Source organism: Achromobacter pestifer, from assembly GCF_902859625.1.
GTDB classification, from domain to species: Bacteria; Pseudomonadota; Gammaproteobacteria; order Burkholderiales; family Burkholderiaceae_B; genus Achromobacter; species Achromobacter pestifer.
The window spans coordinates 216156-236426 of record NZ_CADIJX010000007.1 but is presented as its reverse complement, the minus strand read 5'-3'; the positions used below and the strand labels follow the sequence as shown (position 1 = coordinate 236426).

Sequence of the window (20271 nt, the reverse complement as noted above, 5' to 3'; positions counted from 1 at the left end):
TGACGTTCTGCGTTCAGTTCGACAACAAGAATCTGAACCATGAACACGCTCGACCCCAAGCGCTACGTCATCAACAACGTCGACGCGCTGCTGCGCATCATGCATGCCGACCCCCGCTACGCACTGGACTTCCGCAACAAGGCCGAGCAGCACATCACGCTGAAGCTGCGCAAGAAGTTCTTCAACACCTCGCCCGAAGGCGTGGTGGATGCTTTCAACAATGCCCTGATGAAGTTCCTGCAAACACGCTCGTTCCGTGACGAAGGCTTCCAGCACGGCCAGCCTGCGGGCGGCTGGGCCGCGCATGAACTGGCGCTGAGCAAGCTGGGGGGCTATCTCTACCGGGGTTCGCTGCACGAGCTGATTCAGGCGCATCGCCGCACCCGGCATGAAGTGCAATGGACCGAGCCCGACGACGACGGCCAGCCGCCCGACAGCGTGTTCGATGAATCCGCGGACCTGGGCGACCCTTCACCGTTCGCCGACCCCGCACAAGCCTACGAGCACCTGTCGCTCGTCAAGCGCATGCGCGACTGCCTGAACAAACTTAGCGACACCCTGCGCACCACGATGTTCCTGTACCTGGACGAAATGCCGATGGAACAGATCGCGAAACAGCAGGACCTGCACGTGCCCACCGTCAAAAGCCGCCTGCACGCCGCACGCAAGCTGGTGACCGAATGCACGCGCAAAGGAATGGACTGACCATGTCTGAAGACCGAGTGCTGTCCTACTTGTCGGGCGAGCTCGACCCCGATGCCCGCCGCGCCTTCGAGGCCGATCTGGCACGCGATCCCGCGCTGCGGGCCGAGGTCGACGAATGGCGCGCGCTGGCACAAGCGCGCCAGCTGGCCCACAACGATATCGGCCAGGCCGACCGCGACACTGCCTTTCTGCGGGCGCTGGCAGAACGCCCCGCGGCCGCCGCCGCGCCCCAATCAGCCGGCCGCCGGCTCTGGCAAAAGCTGTGGCCCACGCCCGTCAGCCCCTTGATGCCGTTGGGTTGGGCGTTGGCCATCATGTTGTCCGTCGTCGTCGTGATGCAGGCGCCGCGCGACGTTCTGGTGTCGGACGGCGTGCTGACTCGGGGTGGCGGTGCGTGCCCGCGCCTGATGGTGGACCTGCCCGATACCGTCACCGCCAAGCAATTGCGCAATACCTTGTCGCAATACGCGGTGTCCATCGTGGCGGGCCCGACTGAGGATGGGCGCTTCCTGCTCGCCGCGCCGCGCGAGTCTTCGTTGCGCGATGCCGCCACCGCGCTGGGCGCGCTGTCCGCCGTGCCCGCCACGCCTGGCGCTTGCCTCCGGCCATGAAGAACGCCGCAACCATGCTGAACGCTGCCGAACCCTCCGGGAACCGCCGGCGCCTGTTGACCGCGTTGCTTGGCGCCAGCCTGCTGGGCGGACACGCCGCCGGCATTGCCAACCCGGCAGTGCACGCACCGGCTCCGGCGCCGGTTCCCGCGAAGCGCCGCCATGCACTGGTCATCGGCAACGCCCGCTACGCCGTCGCCGCCAACGTATTGATCAATCCCGTCAACGACGCTCGCCTGATCGCAGGGTCGCTGCGCAAGCGCGATTTCGACGTCACCTTGCTGACGGACCTGACCACCGCGCAGATGGAAAGCGCCGTCGACGAGTTTGCCGCGCGCGCCGCCAGTTCAGATCTGGCGCTGGTGTATTTCGCGGGCCACGCGGTGGCGGTGGATGACGTGAACTATCTGTTTGGCGTCGAGCTTGCCGTGCCGCTTGCCGATGTCGGCATCCGCATCGCGCAGCAAAGCTCGCTAAGCCTCGCGCGGGTGTCGCAGGCGCTGCGCCGTGCCCAGGTTCGCGCCCGCCTGCTGGTGCTTGACGCCTGCCGCACCAACCTGACCCGGGGCGCGGCCTCGGCCGGCCTGGTCCATACGGTGCCTGCGGGCGGCGAACTCATTGCATTTTCCACGCAGCCAGGCGCCACCGCCGAAGATGGATTCGGCAACGAAGGCCCACGCCACAGCCCTTACGCCTTCTACTTCGCGCAAGCGCTGGACGCTTTGCAGGGCGCCGTGCCGGTCGAGAATTTCTTCAAGCAATTGACGGGCGACGTGCAGATCGCCACCGCTTACCGGCAGATTCCGCATTACGCCAGCAGTCTCGTCGGCACCGTCACCTTCAACAGCTTGGCCGACGGCCAGACCGCAGCCAAACCCGGTGGCGGCGCAAGCGCCAGCGCCAACCGCGGACCATCGCCGACCTTGGGCCGTGATCTGATCAAGGCCCGCATCAGCGCATGGGAATACGAGATCGAGCGCGGCGCCCAGTATCTGGACGAGCCCCGCCTGGCTTCATTGCAAGCACGCGCCAAGGCAGGCGATGTCGTGGCCATGACCACGCTGGGCCTGATCGCAGAAAACGGCGAACACGTCCAACAGGACTACAACATCGCGGCCCGCTGGTATCAACGCGCTGCCGACCAGGACTTCGCCCCCGCACAAACCTATCTGGGCGAACTGACCGGCCTGGGACGTGGCGTGCCCAAGAACTACACCGTGGCCGAACGCTTGTTCCGGCAGGCCGCGGATGCCGGTCATCGCCGCGCCGCGCTGGATCTGCTGGACCTGCGCGTGCGCATGGGTGAACCGCTGGACCCGCGCGAATGGGCCACCGTGCTGCAAGACGCCGCCCGCAACCCGCCAGGCATGCCGCTGCCGGGCATGCCGCCGGTGCAGGGCCTGCCGGATATGTTGCGCGCGCTGGGCGTGCGCCCGCCCGGGCAGCCCTGAGTTCGTCGCCAGACGTCACTTCGGCTAGGATGGAAGCATCGCCCCAGCCGAAGGAAACAGCCATGCCCTCTCTCAAGCATCTGGCCTGCGCGGCCGTCATCGCCCTATCGCTACCCTGGGCCGCGCACGCCGAGACCGTCACCTTGCAGGCGGCAAGCGCCACACCAGGCGCTGATCCTCAAACCGGCGCGCGCGTCGTGGACGTGGCATTGAAGCCCGACAGCCAGAAAGCCTTGGCCGACTTCACGCGCGACCGCGTCGGCAAGCGCATACAGCTGCGATCCAACGGCGTGCTGCTGACCTCGGCCACGCTGCAAAGCCCGCTGGAAGGCGACAGCTTCCGCATCACGGCGGGCGAACACGGCTTTGCAGGCAAGTCCGCCGAGGAAATCGCCCAAGGCATCATGAAAAGCGGCGGGCTGACGGTGGACGACGAGAACACCGCGAAATAGCGCGGCACGGTCCTCCCCCCACCGACTCCCCAGGCTGGCGCCGTGACCACGGCGCCAGCCTTTTTCTTGCATGTTCGCGCGGTTTTGGCCACGGTATTCAGCCAACTGTCATGAACCTTTCATTTGTGACTTCTAGCATTGCTCGTCCCATCTAGGCACAGCCCCCCCCGCCAGGAATCCAAATGAGCAAATCCATTTCCGACAAGACCGTCCGCAATCCCAGCCAGAACAGCCCATTCAGCGAGATCCTGGAAAAGAACCTGTCGCGCCGCACGATGATGCGCGGCGGCCTGGCCGCGGCATTCGCCACGATGACCAGCCTGGGCCTGGCCGGCTGTAACAGCAGCGATGACGATGACGACATCGTGGACGGCGGCAGCCCGGAGCCCACCCCGCCCGTCACCCCCGTCGAGCCGCCCGCCGCGCTGAAGCTGGGCTTTGAGTCCCTGCCCACGTCGATGACCGACGGCTGCGTGGTCCCCAACGGCTACGTCGCCCATGTGTTCGCGCCCTGGGGCACCCCGCTGAACGACAACGCGATGGCGTGGGACCAGAACGGCAACAACTCGTCGAACGATCTGCTCAACGCCATGGGCATGCACCACGACGGCATGCACTTCTTCCCCATCGAGGGCAGCTCCACGGAAGGCCTGCTGGCGATCAACCACGAATACATCGACGAAAACGCCCTGCATCCGAATGGCCCGACCCGCGTGGCCGGCAAGCGCCCCGCTGAAGAAGTCCGCAAGGAAATCAACGCCCACGGCGTGGCCATCGTGCACGTGCGCCGTGAAAACGGCAGCTGGACCATCGTCAACAACTCGCGCTACAACCGCCGCTTCACGTCGGCCACCGCCATGAAACTGGCCGGGCCCGTCGGCGGCACGGACTGGGTCAAGACCCCGTTCTCGCCCAATGGCGCCCAAGTGCGCGGCACCAACAACAACTGCGGCAATGGCTACACGCCGTGGGGCACCTACATCACCGCCGAAGAAAACTGGGCGGCCTGCTTCGTGAACACCGGCACGCGCCCGGCGCACCAGCGCCGCGTCGGCGTGTCCGCCGGCCCCGCCGGACGCTACCAATGGGAAACCGCCGCACTCGACCCCTCGGAAGTGCTGGGTGAATTCGCGCGCTTCAATGTCACCGAAACCGGCGTCGACGCCACGCAAGACTGGCGCAACGAGGTCAACGGTTTCGGCTACCTGGTCGAGATCGATCCCTACGACCCCACCAGCATCGCCACCAAGCGCACGGCCATGGGCCGCTTCGCCCACGAAGGCTGCGCCTACAGCAAGCCCGAAGCCGGCAAGCCGCTGGCGTTCTACAGTGGCGACGATTCGCGCTTTGAATACATCTACCGCTTCGTGTCCGAAGCCGTGTGGGATCCGAAGGACGCGGAACGCACCGACCGCCTGGCGGTGGGCGCCAAGTACCTGGACCGTGGCACGCTGTACGTCGCCCGCTTCAACGCGGACGGCACGGGTGAATGGCTGGCGCTGACGGGCACGACCACCGGCACCGGCGGCCGCACGCTGGCCGATGAATTCGGCAGCCTGGACGCCATCCTGATCAACACGCGCGGCGCGGCCGACTTCGTGGGCGCCACCCCGATGGACCGCCCCGAGTGGACGGCCACGCACCCCACCAACGGCGACATCTACCTGACGCTGACGAACAACAGCAGCCGCAACGCCACCACCGGCACCAACGCGCCGAACCCGCGCCTGAACAACGTCAACGGCCACATCGTCCGCTGGCACGACGAAGCTGGCTCGACGAAATTCGAGTGGGACATCTTTGTCTTCGGTTCGGATGCCGGCGCCGATGCCGACACCAACCGCTCGGGCCTGACCACGCTGAACCAACTGGCCAGCCCCGACGGCCTGGGCTTCGACACCCGTGGCATCCTGTGGATCCAGACCGACAACGGCATCGACGGCGGCCGCAACAACAACGTGGCCCGCGCCACCAACGACCAGATGCTGGCCGTGATCCCCGGATCGCTTGCCGACAGCACCGGCACCGGCCCGGCCATCAATGCGTCCAACCAGGCCGACTTGCGCCGCTTCTTCGTCGGCCCCAACGAGGCCGAAGTCACGGGCTTCGCATTCACGCCGGACTACACCAGCATCTTCCTGAACATCCAGCACCCGGTGAACTGGCCGGCATACGGCACGGATGACGCAACGACCTCGGCCACGGGCACCGTGCGCCCGCGCTCGTCAACGGTGGTAATCCAACGTGCGGACGGCGGGCCGATCGGCGTTTGATCGGATTTGATTGAGCTGGCAGTCGGTATTGAATCGCTGCGGCTCGTGCAAAACAGGGAAAAGCCACCGCAATGAACTCACCCCAAGAAGTTGGACAACGTTCCAACCTTGGGGTCAGTTCACAAGGTGGCTTTTTTCGTCACGGGTCACATCCGCTCACCCGGCAATTTACTGGCCTGCCTGACCCAATCGCTGAATTGCGCCTCGTCCAGCACATCGTCTTCGCGAATATCCAGATAGCGTGTGTCCTGGCTCTTGGACGCTCCGGGCGGCACGGGCTGCAACGACAAGCCACGGAAGAACGCGACTTTGACGTACTTGGTGAAGCAATGCAGGCTAAGAAACCAGCCCTCGCCTTCCAGCCCGTACAGCGGCGAATTCCATTTGACGGCCTTGTGCACATTGGGAACCGCCTGCACGACAAGCGCATCCAGGCGCTGGCCTAAATCCCGTTTCCAGCCTGGCATCGCCGCGATATAGGCCTGCACAGGACCATCGCCTTCCCCTTTCGGAATTTGCGGATTGCCGCCAGACAGCAGCGCTGGTTTGGCATCGGTCTTCTTTTCAGCCATGGCATGGCTCCGGTAAGGAAGAGGGTACGAAAATAAACCAAGTCTTCCTGACCGCCAAGCGCCGCAAACTTCGCACGCTCATACAAGAAAAGCCGCGGACGCTTCGTGCTGCCTGAACGAGTGACTGCATGCCTGGCGACAGCTCATGGATGCCGTGCATTCCACGAGCCCAAACGCAAAAAAGCCGGCCCGCTTGCGCGATACCGGCTTCTAGCTAAAAGTGTCGGGAAACACTTTCAAAAATTCGACCACATCAAGTGGTCGGGGCGAGAGGATTCGAACCTCCGACTCCTGCGTCCCGAACGCAGTACTCTACCAGGCTGAGCTACGCCCCGAGTCTTATTGAGCCTTCTTTCCTAGCAAGGCCCTCACTATCTGGAACATTGCTGCTCCACTTACTTGCTCGGCTACGCTCAGTGCAACCAAACATCTTCGCTGATCAACAGCGACCGCTATTAGAACCTAAATTCAGTTTTTTTGAAAATCGGGCTTTTAGTCCCGGGGTTGGTTTTTAATCCCAGGGTTTTAACCCCCGGATTTTTCAACCCATCTTCTCAAAACCAACTTGAGGTTTTCCGCTCAGCGATCTCTATTCACCGCGAAAGCGCAGAATTCTAGCAGAGAATTCAGGAAAGGCGAAACGGGGTAACCGGACAGGGCTTCGCGGGCACGATCGGCTTCAGCCACAGCGGCTTGGCGGGCGTGTTCCAGCGCGTCCGTCGCCTGGATGGCGGCGGCCACGGCGGCGAAGTCGGCGTCGCCGGTCTTGATGGCGTCGCGGATCAGTTGCTGCTGTTCCGGGGTGCCCACTTCCATCACGCGGATCAATGGCAAGGTCGGCTTGCCTTCGCGCAGGTCATCGCCCACGTTCTTGCCCAACGCGGTGGCGTCGCCGCTGTAGTCCAGCACGTCGTCCACCAATTGGAAGGCGGTGCCAACGTGGCGGCCATAGGCCGCGGCGGCGGCTTCCTGCTCGGGCGTGGCGCCTGCCAGCACGGCGCCCACCTGGGCGGCCGCTTCAAACAGTTTGGCGGTCTTGTAGCGCACCACTTGCAGGTAACGCTCTTGCGACACGTCCGGGTCGTGCACGTTCAAGAGTTGCAGCACCTCGCCTTCGGCGATCACCGTGGTGGCTTCGGACAGGATGCTCATGATGCGCATCGAGTCAGCCTCGACCATCATCTCGAACGAACGGGAATACAGGTAATCGCCCACCAGCACGCTGGCGGCGTTGCCGAAGACGGCATTGGCGGTCTCGCGGCCACGGCGCAGGTCGGACTCGTCCACCACGTCATCGTGCAGCAAGGTGGCCGTGTGGATGAATTCCACCACGGCAGCCAGCAGTTGATGATGCGTCCCTTCATAGCCCAGGGCGCGCGCCACCATCAGCACCATGGCCGGGCGCATGCGCTTGCCGCCCGCGCCAATGATGTAGTCGCCAATGGTGCGGATCAGAACCACATCAGAATTCAGCCGCTCGCGGATAACCGCGTCGACAGCCTTCATATCGTCAGCAATGGGGGCAATAAGCGCGGGGAGATTCAAGACGTATCCGACAAGTGAAACGAGCCGCATGGGGGCTCTTACCGCTGGGCCCACCGGCAACGGCGGGGGATTCGACCAGCGATTATACGGGGTGTTACGGGGGGCCGACAGCGCGCCCGCCCCCCCTCACGCCACCGATCTGCCCGTTTCTACAGACCGCGCTTGGCCAGGTTGGCGTACAGCGCCCGCACGCCAAAGGTCCAGGGCGCGATTTCGGTGGACAAGCGCACTTCATTGACCAGCGCACCGATGCGTTCGGATGCAATCACGACGCGATCGCCCAGTTTGTGCGTGAAGCCGGTGCCAGGGCCCATGCGGTCCTGGCTGGGCGAGAACATCGTGCCCAGGAACAGCATGAAGCCGTCGGGATACTGGTGGTGCGCGCCGCACGCCTGACGCACCAGATCCAGGGGATCACGGCTGATTTCGCGCATGTGGCTCACGCCATCCAGCTGAAAACCGTCCGCGCCTTCGATCCGCAACGACACATCGGCCTGGCGCACGCTGTCCATGTTGAAGCTGTCGTCGAACAGGCGGATGAAGGGGCCGATGGCACAAGACCCGTTGTTGTCCTTAGCCTTGGTCAGCAGCAAGGCGCTACGGCCTTCGATGTCGCGCAGGTTGACGTCGTTGCCCAGGGTGGCACCCACGACGTCGCCCCGGCTGTCCACCGCCAGCACGATTTCCGGTTCGGGGTTGTTCCACTGGGATTCGGGCAGTACGCCGATCTGAGCGCCAAAACCCACTGACGCCATGGCGGGCGTCTTGGAGAAGATCTCGGCGTCGGGGCCGATGCCCACTTCCAGGTACTGTGACCACTGGCCCCGCTCAACCATCCCGGCCTTCAACTTTGCGGCCTCTGGCGAGCCGGGACGCAAGCGCGACAGGTCCGAACCGATCAGCGCCTGCATCCGCACCCGGATGTCATCCGCGCGGCTGGCGTCGCCACCCGCCTCTTCTTCGATCATGCGTTCCAGCAGGCTGATGGCGAAGGTCACGCCGGCCGCCTTGACGGGTTGCAGGTCGCAAGGGGCCAAGAGGCGCGGCCCGTCATCGCCTTGCAGCGTGGCGGCCATCAGGGCGCGCACGTCACCCAACGATTCCCCGGCAGCGCTTTGCGCCAGCGCCACGCGATCAGGACGGTCCAGCAAGTCCGACACGGTGGGCGTCACGGCGGTGATGTCGAAGACCTCGCCATGGCGCACCACCACCACGCTGGGACCGTCGACCGGCGCAGGCCGCCATACCCGGCCCACCAGCAGCGCCCGCGCCAAGTCGCTGGGCAGTATGTTCTTGTCGTTCATTGTTGTCTCCACGTTCTATGCCCGGCATTCCATCAGGAGCAACGAGTCTAGGAGACTTCATTTATCATGTCCAACATTATGAATTCGATTCCAACATGTTGGAAAATAGACGGCAATGGCCACCGAATACGACGTCCCCGCCATCCGGCGCACGCATGAAATCCTGCGGGTGCTCGCCAGCCGACGCACCCCCGTGAAGGCGGCAGAACTGGCGCAGGCCTGCAAGCTCGCCAAGAGCACGCTTTACCTGCTGCTGGACTGCCTGGAGCAACGCCGCTGGATCGAACGCAAGGATGGCGGCTACATCGTCGGCATCGAATTGATGGCATTGGGTTTCACCTACCTGCGCCACGATGGCCTACAGGCCGCCTTCCACGATGCCGCCAGCGACTTCGTCGCCCGCTGCAATGAAGTGGTGCAACTGGCGGTGCTGGACGGGTTCGACGTGGTCTATCTGGCCCGAGAAGACGCCCGCCGCCCGGTGCGGCTGGTATCGGACCTGGGCATGCGACTGCCCGCGCACGCCTGCGCCTTGGGCAAAGTGCTCCTGGCCAGCCTGGAACCCGACGCCCTGGCCGCCTGCATTCCCCCGGCGCTGCCGCGCGTCACCGACCGCACGCTGGCTACCCCCGAGGCACTTTTCCACGAACTGGCGCAAGTGCGCCAGACAGGGCTGGGCCAGGATCTGGAAGAAATGGCGACCGGTCTGGTCTGTTATGCGGCTTACGTTGGCGTGACGCCCTTGGGCAAGCGGGTGGCGGTCAGCACGTCGATCCCTACGGATCGGCTGGACGACGCGCATCGGCGCGACATCATGGCAAGCATCCGCCTGGTGGCCCAGACCATTGCCCGGCGCGTGGTGGCGCCGCCGGGCTGAAAGCGGGGGGCTGACTCCCCCATGACGCCCGGTTGAAGCCTGCGCGCCACACCTAAGCCCTTACTTTGCAAGCCCTTTTTGACTTTCCAAAAGTCCCGCGCTAATATCCCAGATTCGGTCAGCAATGCCCGAATTACGTCGGTTGTGTTTGCGTCAACCCTCTGAAGCCATCTGGGCAGCCCTTAGGGGTCGTTCATAGGGCAACAGGAAACCTTCCCTTCAGCCGGAAGCCTTTCCCAGAGCGGCAATCTCGCCCAGCAGGGCGGGCAGCGCAGACAAGCCCATTTACCTATTTAAGGAACACCCCATGTACGCGGTCGTAAAAACCGGTGGCAAGCAGTATCGCGTTGCCGCTGGCGAAAAACTCAAGATAGAACAGATACCGGCAGACATTGGGCAAGAAATCACCCTGGACCAAGTGCTGTCCGTGGGCGAAGGCGACCAACTGAAAGTTGGCACGCCCCTCGTCTCCGGCGCTGTGGTCAAGGCAACGGTTCTTGCGCAAGGCCGCCACGACAAGGTCAAGATCTTCAAGATGCGCCGTCGCAAGCACTATCAGAAGCGTCAGGGCCACCGTCAGAACTACACCGAAATCCGCATCGAAGCCATCACGGCTTAAGAAGCGACTCGGTACCACTTAGCAGGAGCTAAACATGGCACAGAAAAAGGGCGGCGGCTCTACGCGAAACGGACGCGACTCAGAATCAAAGCGTCTGGGCGTCAAGACTTTCGGCGGTGAATTGATTCCCGCTGGTTCGATCATCGTGCGTCAGCGCGGTACTCGCTTCCACGCTGGCGTGAACGTCGGCATGGGCAAGGACCACACCCTGTTCGCTCTGATCGACGGCAAGGTTCAATTCGGCTTCAAGGGCGCATTGAACAAGCAGACCGTTTCGATCATCGCTGCCGAGTAATCGGTTAGCGAGTCAACGGACTCGCTCGGTCAGTAACGCGGTTCGCCGCGTTCTCGAACGGCAAAAGCCCTGTCGCATGCGGCAGGGCTTTTTTGTTTTAAGGCAACAGGACGAGTAAGCTCGTCCTTGCCTCCTGGCGGCACCCGCCTGACGGGCTGCCGCCCTATTACCCACTACACGCGCAGACACCATGAAATTCGTAGACGAAGCCACCATTGAAGTAGTCGCCGGCAAAGGCGGCAATGGCGTGGCGAGCTTTCGCCGCGAAAAGTTCATCCCCAAAGGCGGCCCGGACGGCGGCGACGGCGGACGCGGCGGCACCATCTACGCGGTGGCCGATCGCAACATCAACACGCTGATCGACTTCCGCTACGCGCGCCTGCATCGCGCCAAGGGCGGCGAAAACGGCCGTGGCTCGGACCAGTACGGCGCTGCCGCACCGGACATCACCCTGCGCGTGCCCGTGGGCACGATCATCCATGACGCCGAAACCGGCGAAGTCCTGTTCGACCTGGACACGCACGAGCAGAAAGTCGTGCTGGCTGCGGGCGGCCAGGGCGGCATGGGCAACATCCACTTCAAATCCAGCCTGAACCGCGCGCCCCGCCAATGGACGCCCGGCAAGGAAGGCGAACATCGCTACCTGCGCATGGAATTGAAGGTGCTGGCGGACGTCGGCCTGCTGGGCCTGCCGAACGCCGGCAAGTCCACGCTGATCACCCGCATCTCGAATGCGAAGCCGAAGATCGCGGACTACCCGTTCACCACGCTGCACCCCAATCTGGGGGTCGTACGCACGTCACCGTCGCGCAGCTTTGTCGTGGCCGACATTCCCGGCCTGATCGAAGGCGCCTCCGAAGGCGCCGGCCTGGGTCACTTGTTCCTGCGCCATCTGGCACGCACCCGCGTGCTGCTGCACCTGGTCGATGTGTCCACGCCCGACCCCGAGGCCGATCCGGTTGAGCAAGCCGTCGTCAACGCACGCGCCATCGTCGAAGAACTGCGCCGCTACGACCCGGAACTGGCTGCCAAGCCGCGCTGGCTGATCCTGAACAAGCTGGACATGGTGCCCGACCCCGAGGACACCCAGCGCCGCTTCCTGGAACTCTACGACTGGAAGGGCCCCGTGTTCGCCATTTCCGGCCTGACGGGCGAAGGCACGCAAGACCTGCTCTACGCGCTGCAAGACTACCTGGACGCCGAGCGCGAAAAGGAATATCTGTCGCAAGACCAGGCCGACGGCACCTATGTGGCGCCGGACCCCCGCTTTGACGATACCCGTTCAGACGCCGACAAGCCGGCCGCGCCGCGCGGCGGTGATGAATAAGCCATAATCGCAGTCCTTACGATTACGCCTTTTTTCGCGCCGCAGCCGGCCTCCATCATGTCTGCTGAATCACCCGCCGTATCCGTCGTCACCCACGCCCAGCGTCTTGTCGCCAAAGTCGGCTCGTCGCTGGTCACCAACGAAGGCCGAGGCCTGGACCGCGCCGCGGTCGCGCACTGGGCCGCGCAGATCGCCGCCCTGCACAAGCAGGGCAAGCAGATCGTGCTGGTCTCCAGCGGCGCCATCGCTGAAGGCATGGCGCGGCTGGGCTGGCGCAAGCGCCCGTCCGTCATGCACGAATTGCAAGCCGCGGCGGCCGTGGGCCAGATGGGCCTGTGCCAGGCCTACGAAGCGGCGTTTGCCGAATACGGCTTGCGCACCGCGCAGATTCTGCTGACGCACGAAGACCTGGCCGACCGCCACCGCTACCTGAACGCGCGCAGCACGCTGTTCGCGCTGCTGCGCCTGGGCGTGGTGCCGATCGTGAACGAAAACGACACGGTCGTCACCGACGAAATCCGCCTGGGCGACAACGACACCCTGGGCGCGCTTGTCACCAATCTGATCGAAGCCGACACGCTGATCATCCTGACCGACCAGCGTGGCCTGTACGACTCCGATCCTCGCAAGAACCCCGAAGCCAAGTTCATGTCGCACGCACAAGCGGGCGACCCGGCACTGGAAGCCATGGCCGGCGGCGCGGGCAGCGGCATCGGCACGGGCGGCATGCTGACCAAGGTGTTGGCGGCCAAGCGCGCGGCGCACAGCGGCGCGCACACCGTCATTGCCTCGGGCCACGAACGCAATGTACTGACACGCCTGGCCCAGGGCGAGTGCATTGGCAGCGAATTGCGCGCCGTGCTGCCCGTATGGTCCGCCCGCAAGCAATGGCTGGCCGACCACCTGCGCCTGCGCGGGCGCGTCGTGCTGGATGACGGCGCCGTGCAGGCACTGCTGCGCGAAGGCAAAAGCTTGTTGCCCATTGGCGTGACGGAAGTGGAAGGTGAATTCGGCCGCGGCGACGTCGTGGCCTGCGTGGACAGCCAGGGACGCGAATGCGCCCGCGGCCTGATCAACTATTCGTCGGTGGACACGCGGCGCATCCTGCGCCAGCCGTCGTCCCAGATAGCCCGTATCCTGGGCAGCATGACCGAGCCCGAGCTGATGCATCGGGACAACCTGGTCGTGCTCTAGCTCTGCTCTGCCATGGCCGGGTGATGCTGCAAAAGTATGTAGCCCCACCCGCGCACGGCCAATATCGGCAGTTCAATATCAAAGCGGCGAGCCTTGCTGCGCAGCCGCGACACCAACACATCCACGCTACGCGCCCCCTCCTGCGGATTGCTCGGGAAGAAGCGTTCGCGCCGCAAGCATTGGCCGGGCGCATTGAGCAAGCGGATAAAAAAAGCACACTCGGTCACCGTCAGCGGTAGGTATTCCCCCGCGGGCCCCGACAGTACCCGCTGCTGCGCGAGCACCCGCCATGCTGGCCCGTCCGTTGCCGGGGGCAGCATCCGCCGGCGCACATTCCGCAGCAACGCATCCCATTCCAACGCCCCCATGCGCACGGCGCTATAGGCATCCACCCCGGCATCGAAGGCATCTGCCCGTTCGCGCGCCGTCGCCGCAGGCGCCTGCCATACCACCGCCGCATCCGGCGCGGCGCGACGCAGTGCCGCGATCAATTGCGGCACCTGGCGCCCCTTGCCCCGCAGCACCATTGCGTCGACATCCTGCGTCCGCAGGCGACCCAGGAGTTCGCCCGGCGACTCGCATTCGCTGACTTGCCATTGGAGTTCACGCAAGGCAGCGACAAAATTACTGTTCGTCATTTCATCAAGTTGCACGACGAACACAGTGCCCCGTTCCTGCATGCGATCGCACCTCCCGGACTATCACTCAAGTAATGCTTATAACCACCAAAGTAAATCATGAGCAAGCTTCAATCGACTCGTGAAGACATTTTCAGACCGATTGAAGCAAGCCCGTCTTCTGCGTGGCCACACGCAGAAGACGCTCGCGCGTCTGGCGCGAATATCGCAAAGTGCAATCGCCAGTTACGAAAGCGGGCTTCGCCACTCCAGCCGATCCGTACGCAAGTTGGCGCAGATTCTGAAAATCGAGCCCGAATGGCTCGAAACCGGCAAAGGCCCCATGGAATTGCCCATGGAAGGCTACGACTTGTCTGACACGATTCCGTCTTTGGGCGTTGCCGAAACGATGCCCCGCCTGGCCAAGCGCGCCCGTCCGCAAGCGCCTTGGCCCTACCCCAATATCGCGCCTTCGCAGTTCGACGGACTATCGGCCGAAGACCGCGCGATGCTTGAAGCCCTGACAAAGACCTTCATTGAAATGGCGCAAGCTCGCCGCACCGTGAAGCCGCGCGGCCGCAAGATCGGCTGATTCCAGCCGGGCCGTCCTGCCCTTTTCCTGATTCCTGATTCCTGATTCTTGATTCCCCGCGACAGGCGGGCAAAAAAATATCCGCATCGTTCGATGCGGATATTTGCGTACAGCTAGCGGCGGGCGATCTGCCCGCGCGTAAATCAGGGCTTGGGCGCGGGTGCGGCGCCGCCAGCAGCCGGGGCGGGTGCTGCATCGCCACGGATCTTGGCGGCGATTTCGGATGCGGCTTGAGCCGATGCCACACCAAAGGCCAGCACGCCACGATTCAGCGGTTCAGCGATGCTGGGGGCTGCGACCAGTTCATGGTCGATCACCAACGCCAGACGGCTGCCGATATTCTTGGTGCTCACTTCGGTCAACTTGCGCGCACCGGATTCCGAGAAGCGCAAACCCACGAAGTTCTGACCTTGACGATCCACCAACGCGGCGGCGTCGGTCAGGTCCGCGCGCGTCAGCACCGGCACTTCCTGCATGTAGAGCTTGCCGTCAGGCAAGGAGATTTCGCGCAGGCCCGGCGCCGCTTGCTGCTGCGCCAAGTAGAAGTCCACCGACGCGCCTGCGGTCGGCTGGGTTGTCTGTTGACCGGCGTCGGGCGTGGCCGCGGCACCAGACGGCTTCGTCGGGGCGGTCTTGCAACCTGCCAGCGCCAACGTCACAACAATCAAAGCGGGCGCCAATTTGCGTAGGGTCAGTTGCATGCTCGATTCCTTCTTAAGTGGACTGAGCCCGGCGACGCGATTGCCCGCCGGGCGTTTCATTGAAAAAGTGTACCGAACCTGAATGACACTGTCGCCGCAGACTGAATCCAAATGTAAAGCAGTAATACCAGCCCTTGTCAGATGTCACCTCTCAGGCCTTCCTGCCCGCCCGCCTATCAACAGGACGCGGTGCGGCACACATGGTGCACCTGGAACGCGCCGACTGGCTCTATACTTCGCTTTCGCGCAGGGGTACTCGTCCCGCCATTTCGGCCGGACGTGTTGAGAGAGTCCCTTCGTACCAGTACGGATAATGCCGATGCTGGGAGCCGTATTTCCGCCACGCGACTCTGCACGCCTGGCGGAAGTCCATTCCCGATCGGCTCCAACAACTCGCTTGGAGCTTTCAATGAACGCCAATCCCAAATTCCTGGCCGCTACCGCCGAAGTCGACGCGGCGGCCGTCGCACCGCTGCCCAAATCTCGCCGCGTGTATGAAACAGGGTCACGCCCTGACATCCGCGTCCCTTTCCGCGAGATCGAGCAAGACGACACGCCGACCATGTTCGGCGGGGAAAAGAACCCGCCACTGACCGTCTACGACTGTAGCGGCCCCTACACCGACCCTGACGCCAAGATCGACATCCGCCGCGGCCTGCCCGCGCTGCGCCGTGCCTGGATCGAAGAACGCGGCGACACGGAAGTGCTGTCGGGCCCAACCAGCGACTACGGTCGTGAACGCCTGACCGATCCCAAACTGACGGCCATGCGCTTCGACCTGCAACGCCCGCCGCGCCGCGCCAAGTCCGGTGCCAATGTGTCGCAGATGCACTATGCGCGCCGCGGCGTCATCACGCCCGAGATGGAATATGTGGCCATCCGCGAAAGCCTGCGCCGCGAACACTATCTGCAAACGCTGCGTGACAGCGGTCCCGACGGTGAAAAAATGGTCAAGCGCCTGCTTCGCCAGCATCCGGGCCAATCGTTCGGCGCATCCATCCCTGCCGCCATCACGCCGGAATTCGTGCGCGACGAAATCGCACGCGGCCGCGCCATCATCCCGGCCAACATCAACCACCCCGAAGTCGAGCCGATGGCCATCGGCCGCAACTTCCTGGTGAAGATCAACGCCAACATCGGCAACTCCGCGGTCAGCTCCGGCATCGGCGAGGAAGTTGAAAAGATGACCTGGGCGATCCGTTGGGGCGGCGATACCGTCATGGACTTGTCCACCGGCCGCCACATCCATGAAACGCGCGAGTGGATCATCCGCAATTCGCCCGTCCCGATCGGCACCGTGCCGATCTACCAGGCACTGGAAAAGGTCGACGGCAAAGCCGAGGACCTGACTTGGGAGATCTTCCGCGACACGCTGATCGAACAAGCCGAACAGGGCGTGGACTACTTCACGATCCACGCGGGCGTGCGCCTGCCCTTCATCCCGATGACGGCCGACCGCATGACCGGCATCGTCTCGCGCGGCGGCTCGATCATGGCCAAGTGGTGCCTGGCACACCACAAGGAGAGCTTCCTGTACGAGCGCTTTGAAGATATCTGCGACATCATGAAGGCCTATGACGTCAGCTTCTCGCTGGGCGACGGCCTGCGCCCGGGCTCGGGCTACGACGCCAACGATGAAGCGCAATTCGCCGAATTGAAGACCTTGGGCGAACTGACTCAGGTGGCCTGGAAGCACGACGTGCAAGTCATGATCGAAGGCCCCGGCCACGTGCCGATGCAGATGATCAAGGAAAACATGGAGCTACAGCTGGAACACTGCCACGAGGCGCCGTTCTACACGCTGGGCCCCCTGACCACCGACATCGCCCCCGGCTACGACCACATCACCTCCGGCATCGGCGCCGCGCTGATCGGCTGGTACGGCACCGCGATGCTCTGCTACGTGACCCCGAAAGAGCACTTGGGCCTGCCGAACAAGAAGGACGTGAAGGACGGCATCATCACGTACAAGATCGCCGCCCACGCCGCCGATTTGGCCAAGGGCCACCCGGGCGCGGCCATCCGTGACAACGCCTTGTCAAAAGCGCGCTTCGAGTTCCGCTGGGATGATCAGTTCAATCTGGGCCTGGACCCGGACACCGCGAAGGAATTCCACGACGAGACCTTGCCAAAGGACTCCATGAAAGTGGCACATTTCTGCTCGATGTGCGGCCCGCACTTTTGCAGCATGAAGATCACGCAAGACGTCCGCGATTACGCAGCCGCCCAAGGCGTGAGCGAGAAGGATGCGTTGCAGAAGGGGATGCAGGAAAAGTCGGTGGAGTTTGTCAAGAAGGGGGCTGAGGTTTATCACCGGCAGTAGATTGGGAGAGCAGGAGTGCTGCGGCGGGCAGGGTTCTTTAGACGCCCGTCGTACCCCAGACCCCCAACACACCGGACTCCGCTAGCCGCAATCTCACGGCGGCTGGGTCGGTCGGTGTGCTTAGGGTTCTTCTCCACAGCGGGGAATGGTGGAAGATCTTGCGGGGCCCGCTCCCGGCCGGCCGCGCGGGCGGCGTTCGGGAGCTTACGCATCGACTTGCGTTGTCTTGGACGTGGTTTGCACTGGCCCCGCAAGGATGCCGTTCGTCTTCCGTAGGATGGGTGGAGTGCGTTCCGCCAGCCCCAAGCACACGGACCTGTGCCGCACGCAACCCATCATCGTCGCAAGCCCCCACCGACACACAATGCGTATGCCGATTGCCGGCGCCCCGGCGCCGGCAATCAGCCGGCCCCGCAGCACCCCTCAGCAAACACAAGCCTAGCAGCACCCCGACCCAAGACTTCCGTAGCCCGTCGTCGCTGTCGGCGTGACGGCTCGCAACCTTGATGCGCCCGAGGGAATCCGAAGGGAGCCGAAGGCGGACGAGGATGACGACGGGGACGTCCGGAGCGAAGGCTCCGGACCGCAATCGTGGGCGCGCGCCGTCACGCCGACAGCGACGATGGGCGACCTACGAAGCCTCAACCGCCACGGCCCGCCCTGCATCCCCCAACATCCCTCTTACAGCAGCTTCCCCGGATTCATGATCCCCGCCGGATCCATCACCTTCTTGATCTCGCGCATCAACCTCAACTCCACGGCATCCTTGCTATGCAAGAAATGCTCCCGCTTCAACTGCCCAATCCCATGTTCCGCGGAAATACTTCCGCCGTAGCGATTCACTTCGTTCAGCACCGCATCCGTGATCGCCGCGCCATGCACTGACACCCAGTCGCGCGCCGCGCCTGCCGGGCGCGACAGGTTGTAGTGCAGGTTGCCGTCGCCAAAATGGCCGAAGATGAACGGGCGGATATCCGGGTAAAGCGCACGCACGCGCGCTTCCGCCGACACCATGAAATCCGGAATGCGCTCAATCGGCAGCGACACATCGTGCTTCAAGTGCGGGCCGTCCGCGCGTTGCGCCTCCGAGATTTCCTCGCGCAGCTTCCACAGCGTCTGCAACTGCGACAGCGACGCCGATACCGCCGCATCCAGGCACAGGCCGCGTTCCAACGCCGTCCCAATCACGTTCTCAAGCAACGTCGTCAGGCCCGCCTCGTCAGCGGTGTCCGCCAATTCCACCAGCACATACGCCGGATAGCGTTGATCGAACGGTTCCTGCACGCCTTCGGCATGCGTCAGCACCAAGTCCAGGCAGTCACCCGAAAAGTATTCAAACGCCTGCAAGCGCGCACCGCATTGCTCGAACAGGATCTCGAACAATTGCAACGCCTGCGCGGGCGATTCGACTGCGGTCAGCACCACCGAACGTACATCGGTACGCGGAAACAAACGCAGCGCCACCGCCGTGATCACGCCAAGCGTGCCTTCGGAACCGATCAACAACTGCTTCAGGTCGTAGCCCGTATTGTCCTTGCGCAGCGTGCGCAGGCCGTTGAAGATTTCGCCCGTGGGCAGCACCGCTTCCAGGCCCAACACGAGCTCGCGCGCCATGCCGTAGCGCACCACGTTCACGCCACCGGCGTTGGTGGCGACGTTGCCGCCGATCTGGCTGGAATCCTCCGCGGCCAGACTCAACGGCAGCAGTCGCCCGGCGTCCTGCGCGGCGCGGCGCAGGTTGCCCAGGATGGCGCCGGCTTCGGCCACCATCGTATTGGCCACGGTGTCGATGGCGCGCACGGCGTTCATGCGATCCAGGCTCAACACCACATTCTTCGCGCTGCCGTCCGGCGTGGCGCCACCGCACAGACCGGTATTACCGCCGCGCGGCACCACCGGCACGCCTTCTTTCTGGCACAGCGCCAGGCAGGCTGCCACATCGGCGGTCGTGCGCGGGCGCACCACCGCCTGGGCATGGCCGTTGTACAGGCCGCGCCAATCGGACAGCCAGGGCGCGATATCCGCGTCGGCGGTGTAGACGGTGTCGGGGCCCAGGGCCTGGGCCAGGCGTTGCGTGAAGTCGGATGCGCTCATGATGTCTGCGTTGCCGTGGGAAAGAAGGGATCGAGTTGCAGGCGGCGAGCCGCCTGCTGCAAATGGAAGACCGCCGCCTGGCGGGCTTGTTCGGGATTGCCGGCGCGGATGGCCTCAAACACGGCGACGTGTTCCTGGTGCACCGCCGCGGTCAGGCCATCTTGCAGGCGGCTATTGGTGCGCGCGGTGCTGACAGCCAGCCGCAGTTGCAGGTTCAGATACTGCAACAGGTCTTGATAGGTGCTGTTGTGGGTTGCCGCGGCAATGGCAACGTGGAAGGCAACGTCGTGATCCACCCCTTGTTCGGGATGCTCAAGATGGGCTTCCAGATCGGCCAGCGCGCGCGCCATGGCGGTCAGGTCGGAAGCATTGCGGCGCAACGCCGCCAGCGCGGCGGCCCCTCCCTCCAGTTCCATCCGCAATTCATAGACGTTGGCCAATTGCTGACGGTCCACGGCGATGCCGGTGGACACCTGGAAACCCTGCGTGCCGGTGCGCGACACCACGGTGCTGCCCGAACCCTGACGGCTTTGGATCAGACCCTGTGCGCGCAAGCGTTCGGTCGCTTCACGGATGACGGCTGCGCTGACGCCATATTGCTCGGCCAGGACACGGCCCGGCGGCAATTTGGCACCGATGGCATGCACACCATCGGCAATGTCCGTCGCGATCTGGCGGGCGACCTGTTCGGTCAGGGTAAGGGTCTTGGTCAGCATGAC

Annotated in this window: 19 protein-coding genes and 1 tRNA gene; 12 read left to right on the top strand and 8 right to left on the bottom strand. The window is 63.9% G+C overall.

Annotated features, from left to right (window positions below):
- Nucleotides 1–39 precede the first annotated feature (39 nt).
- The 5 genes from HV753_RS24560 (at nt 40) to HV753_RS24540 (ending at nt 5492) form a co-directional block, all read left to right on the top strand.
- Complete coding sequence (locus HV753_RS24560) at nt 40–705, top strand: RNA polymerase sigma factor (RefSeq protein ID WP_175177188.1); 666 nt, start codon at nt 40–42, stop codon at nt 703–705.
- Between the two features lie 2 nt (nt 706–707).
- Nucleotides 708–1316: an anti-sigma factor family protein gene (locus HV753_RS24555; protein WP_175177187.1), complete on the top strand. Its 609-nt coding sequence runs from the start codon at nt 708–710 to the stop codon at nt 1314–1316.
- A complete protein-coding gene (locus HV753_RS24550; RefSeq protein ID WP_175177186.1) occupies nt 1313–2767 on the top strand; it encodes a caspase family protein in 1455 nt (484 codons plus the stop codon). Before HV753_RS24555 ends, HV753_RS24550 begins: the two co-directional genes overlap by 4 nt.
- 62 nt (nt 2768–2829) lie before the next feature.
- Nucleotides 2830–3219 carry a SecDF P1 head subdomain-containing protein gene (locus HV753_RS24545; RefSeq protein ID WP_175177185.1) on the top strand — a complete coding sequence of 130 codons (390 nt, stop codon included), beginning with the start codon at nt 2830–2832 and terminating at the stop codon, nt 3217–3219.
- Nucleotides 3220–3401: 182 nt separating this feature from the next.
- The gene (locus tag HV753_RS24540; protein ID WP_175177184.1) at nt 3402–5492 is read left to right on the top strand and encodes a PhoX family protein; all 2091 of its coding nucleotides are present in this window, start codon (nt 3402–3404) and stop codon (nt 5490–5492) included.
- A 146-nt stretch (nt 5493–5638) separates the two neighbouring features.
- Here the strand turns inward: HV753_RS24540 and HV753_RS24535 are convergent, their stop codons facing one another.
- From HV753_RS24535 to HV753_RS24520, 4 genes are all read right to left on the bottom strand, one after another.
- Nucleotides 5639–6064, bottom strand: a complete 426-nt coding sequence (locus HV753_RS24535) for a DUF1801 domain-containing protein (RefSeq protein WP_175177183.1) — start codon at nt 6062–6064, stop codon at nt 5639–5641.
- Nucleotides 6065–6322: 258 nt separating this feature from the next.
- Nucleotides 6323–6399, bottom strand: a tRNA-Pro gene (locus HV753_RS24530).
- Nucleotides 6400–6643: 244 nt separating this feature from the next.
- Nucleotides 6644–7609: an octaprenyl diphosphate synthase gene (ispB, locus tag HV753_RS24525; RefSeq protein ID WP_175177182.1), complete on the bottom strand. Its 966-nt coding sequence runs from the start codon at nt 7607–7609 to the stop codon at nt 6644–6646.
- Between the two features lie 149 nt (nt 7610–7758).
- Nucleotides 7759–8913, bottom strand: a complete 1155-nt coding sequence (locus HV753_RS24520) for a fumarylacetoacetate hydrolase family protein (protein ID WP_175177181.1) — start codon at nt 8911–8913, stop codon at nt 7759–7761.
- Between the two features lie 115 nt (nt 8914–9028).
- On the opposite strand from HV753_RS24520, the gene HV753_RS24515 reads away from it, so the two are divergent.
- From HV753_RS24515 to proB, 5 genes are all read left to right on the top strand, one after another.
- Entirely contained in the window at nt 9029–9790 is a 762-nt protein-coding gene (locus tag HV753_RS24515; protein WP_175177180.1) for an IclR family transcriptional regulator, read from the top strand.
- A 307-nt stretch (nt 9791–10097) separates the two neighbouring features.
- Nucleotides 10098–10409, top strand: a complete 312-nt coding sequence (gene rplU, locus HV753_RS24510) for a 50S ribosomal protein L21 (protein ID WP_006216228.1) — start codon at nt 10098–10100, stop codon at nt 10407–10409.
- Nucleotides 10410–10443: 34 nt separating this feature from the next.
- On the top strand, nt 10444–10704 hold the full coding sequence (rpmA, locus tag HV753_RS24505; RefSeq protein ID WP_105558808.1) for a 50S ribosomal protein L27: 261 nt from the start codon (nt 10444–10446) through the stop codon (nt 10702–10704).
- A gap of 190 nt (nt 10705–10894) precedes the next feature.
- The gene (obgE, locus tag HV753_RS24500) at nt 10895–12031 is read left to right on the top strand and encodes a GTPase ObgE (RefSeq protein WP_175177179.1); all 1137 of its coding nucleotides are present in this window, start codon (nt 10895–10897) and stop codon (nt 12029–12031) included.
- A gap of 57 nt (nt 12032–12088) precedes the next feature.
- On the top strand, nt 12089–13225 hold the full coding sequence (gene proB, locus HV753_RS24495) for a glutamate 5-kinase (RefSeq protein ID WP_175177178.1): 1137 nt from the start codon (nt 12089–12091) through the stop codon (nt 13223–13225).
- Here proB and HV753_RS24490 read toward each other — a convergent pair.
- A complete protein-coding gene (locus HV753_RS24490) occupies nt 13222–13863 on the bottom strand; it encodes a response regulator transcription factor (RefSeq protein WP_246288381.1) in 642 nt (213 codons plus the stop codon). The genes proB and HV753_RS24490 overlap by 4 nt on opposite strands.
- Nucleotides 13864–14005: 142 nt before the next feature.
- On the opposite strand from HV753_RS24490, the gene HV753_RS24485 reads away from it, so the two are divergent.
- Nucleotides 14006–14434, top strand: a complete 429-nt coding sequence (locus HV753_RS24485; RefSeq protein WP_246288387.1) for a transcriptional regulator — start codon at nt 14006–14008, stop codon at nt 14432–14434.
- Between the two features lie 143 nt (nt 14435–14577).
- Here the strand turns inward: HV753_RS24485 and HV753_RS24480 are convergent, their stop codons facing one another.
- Nucleotides 14578–15135, bottom strand: a complete 558-nt coding sequence (locus tag HV753_RS24480) for a SecDF P1 head subdomain-containing protein (protein ID WP_175177175.1) — start codon at nt 15133–15135, stop codon at nt 14578–14580.
- A gap of 409 nt (nt 15136–15544) precedes the next feature.
- On the opposite strand from HV753_RS24480, the gene thiC reads away from it, so the two are divergent.
- A complete protein-coding gene (thiC, locus tag HV753_RS24475; protein ID WP_175177174.1) occupies nt 15545–17458 on the top strand; it encodes a phosphomethylpyrimidine synthase ThiC in 1914 nt (637 codons plus the stop codon).
- A gap of 681 nt (nt 17459–18139) precedes the next feature.
- On the opposite strand, the gene HV753_RS24470 is transcribed toward thiC, so the two are convergent.
- Together HV753_RS24470 and HV753_RS24465 are read right to left on the bottom strand one after the other, a co-directional pair.
- Nucleotides 18140–19552, bottom strand: a complete 1413-nt coding sequence (locus tag HV753_RS24470) for an FAD-binding oxidoreductase (RefSeq protein ID WP_175177173.1) — start codon at nt 19550–19552, stop codon at nt 18140–18142.
- Nucleotides 19549–20268, bottom strand: coding sequence for a FadR/GntR family transcriptional regulator (locus HV753_RS24465; protein WP_175177172.1), 720 nt, complete (start codon nt 20266–20268; stop codon nt 19549–19551). Before HV753_RS24465 ends, HV753_RS24470 begins: the two co-directional genes overlap by 4 nt.
- Between the last annotated feature and the right edge of the window lie 3 nt (nt 20269–20271).

What these genes read in the sequence shown, in the direction of transcription:
- HV753_RS24560 (WP_175177188.1), top strand. Translation starts at nt 40, where the DNA reads ATGAACACGCTCGACCCCAAGCGCTACGTCATCAACAACGTCGACGCG.
- HV753_RS24555 (WP_175177187.1), top strand. Translation starts at nt 708, where the DNA reads ATGTCTGAAGACCGAGTGCTGTCCTACTTGTCGGGCGAGCTCGACCCC.
- HV753_RS24550 (WP_175177186.1), top strand. Translation starts at nt 1,313, where the DNA reads ATGAAGAACGCCGCAACCATGCTGAACGCTGCCGAACCCTCCGGGAAC.
- HV753_RS24545 (WP_175177185.1), top strand. Translation starts at nt 2,830, where the DNA reads ATGCCCTCTCTCAAGCATCTGGCCTGCGCGGCCGTCATCGCCCTATCG.
- HV753_RS24540 (WP_175177184.1), top strand. Translation starts at nt 3,402, where the DNA reads ATGAGCAAATCCATTTCCGACAAGACCGTCCGCAATCCCAGCCAGAAC.
- HV753_RS24535 (WP_175177183.1), bottom strand. Translation starts at nt 6,064, where the DNA reads ATGGCTGAAAAGAAGACCGATGCCAAACCAGCGCTGCTGTCTGGCGGC.
- HV753_RS24520 (WP_175177181.1), bottom strand. Translation starts at nt 8,913, where the DNA reads ATGAACGACAAGAACATACTGCCCAGCGACTTGGCGCGGGCGCTGCTG.
- HV753_RS24515 (WP_175177180.1), top strand. Translation starts at nt 9,029, where the DNA reads ATGGCCACCGAATACGACGTCCCCGCCATCCGGCGCACGCATGAAATC.
- rplU (WP_006216228.1), top strand. Translation starts at nt 10,098, where the DNA reads ATGTACGCGGTCGTAAAAACCGGTGGCAAGCAGTATCGCGTTGCCGCT.
- rpmA (WP_105558808.1), top strand. Translation starts at nt 10,444, where the DNA reads ATGGCACAGAAAAAGGGCGGCGGCTCTACGCGAAACGGACGCGACTCA.
- obgE (WP_175177179.1), top strand. Translation starts at nt 10,895, where the DNA reads ATGAAATTCGTAGACGAAGCCACCATTGAAGTAGTCGCCGGCAAAGGC.
- proB (WP_175177178.1), top strand. Translation starts at nt 12,089, where the DNA reads ATGTCTGCTGAATCACCCGCCGTATCCGTCGTCACCCACGCCCAGCGT.
- HV753_RS24490 (WP_246288381.1), bottom strand. Translation starts at nt 13,863, where the DNA reads ATGACGAACAGTAATTTTGTCGCTGCCTTGCGTGAACTCCAATGGCAA.
- HV753_RS24480 (WP_175177175.1), bottom strand. Translation starts at nt 15,135, where the DNA reads ATGCAACTGACCCTACGCAAATTGGCGCCCGCTTTGATTGTTGTGACG.
- thiC (WP_175177174.1), top strand. Translation starts at nt 15,545, where the DNA reads ATGAACGCCAATCCCAAATTCCTGGCCGCTACCGCCGAAGTCGACGCG.
- HV753_RS24470 (WP_175177173.1), bottom strand. Translation starts at nt 19,552, where the DNA reads ATGAGCGCATCCGACTTCACGCAACGCCTGGCCCAGGCCCTGGGCCCC.
- HV753_RS24465 (WP_175177172.1), bottom strand. Translation starts at nt 20,268, where the DNA reads ATGCTGACCAAGACCCTTACCCTGACCGAACAGGTCGCCCGCCAGATC.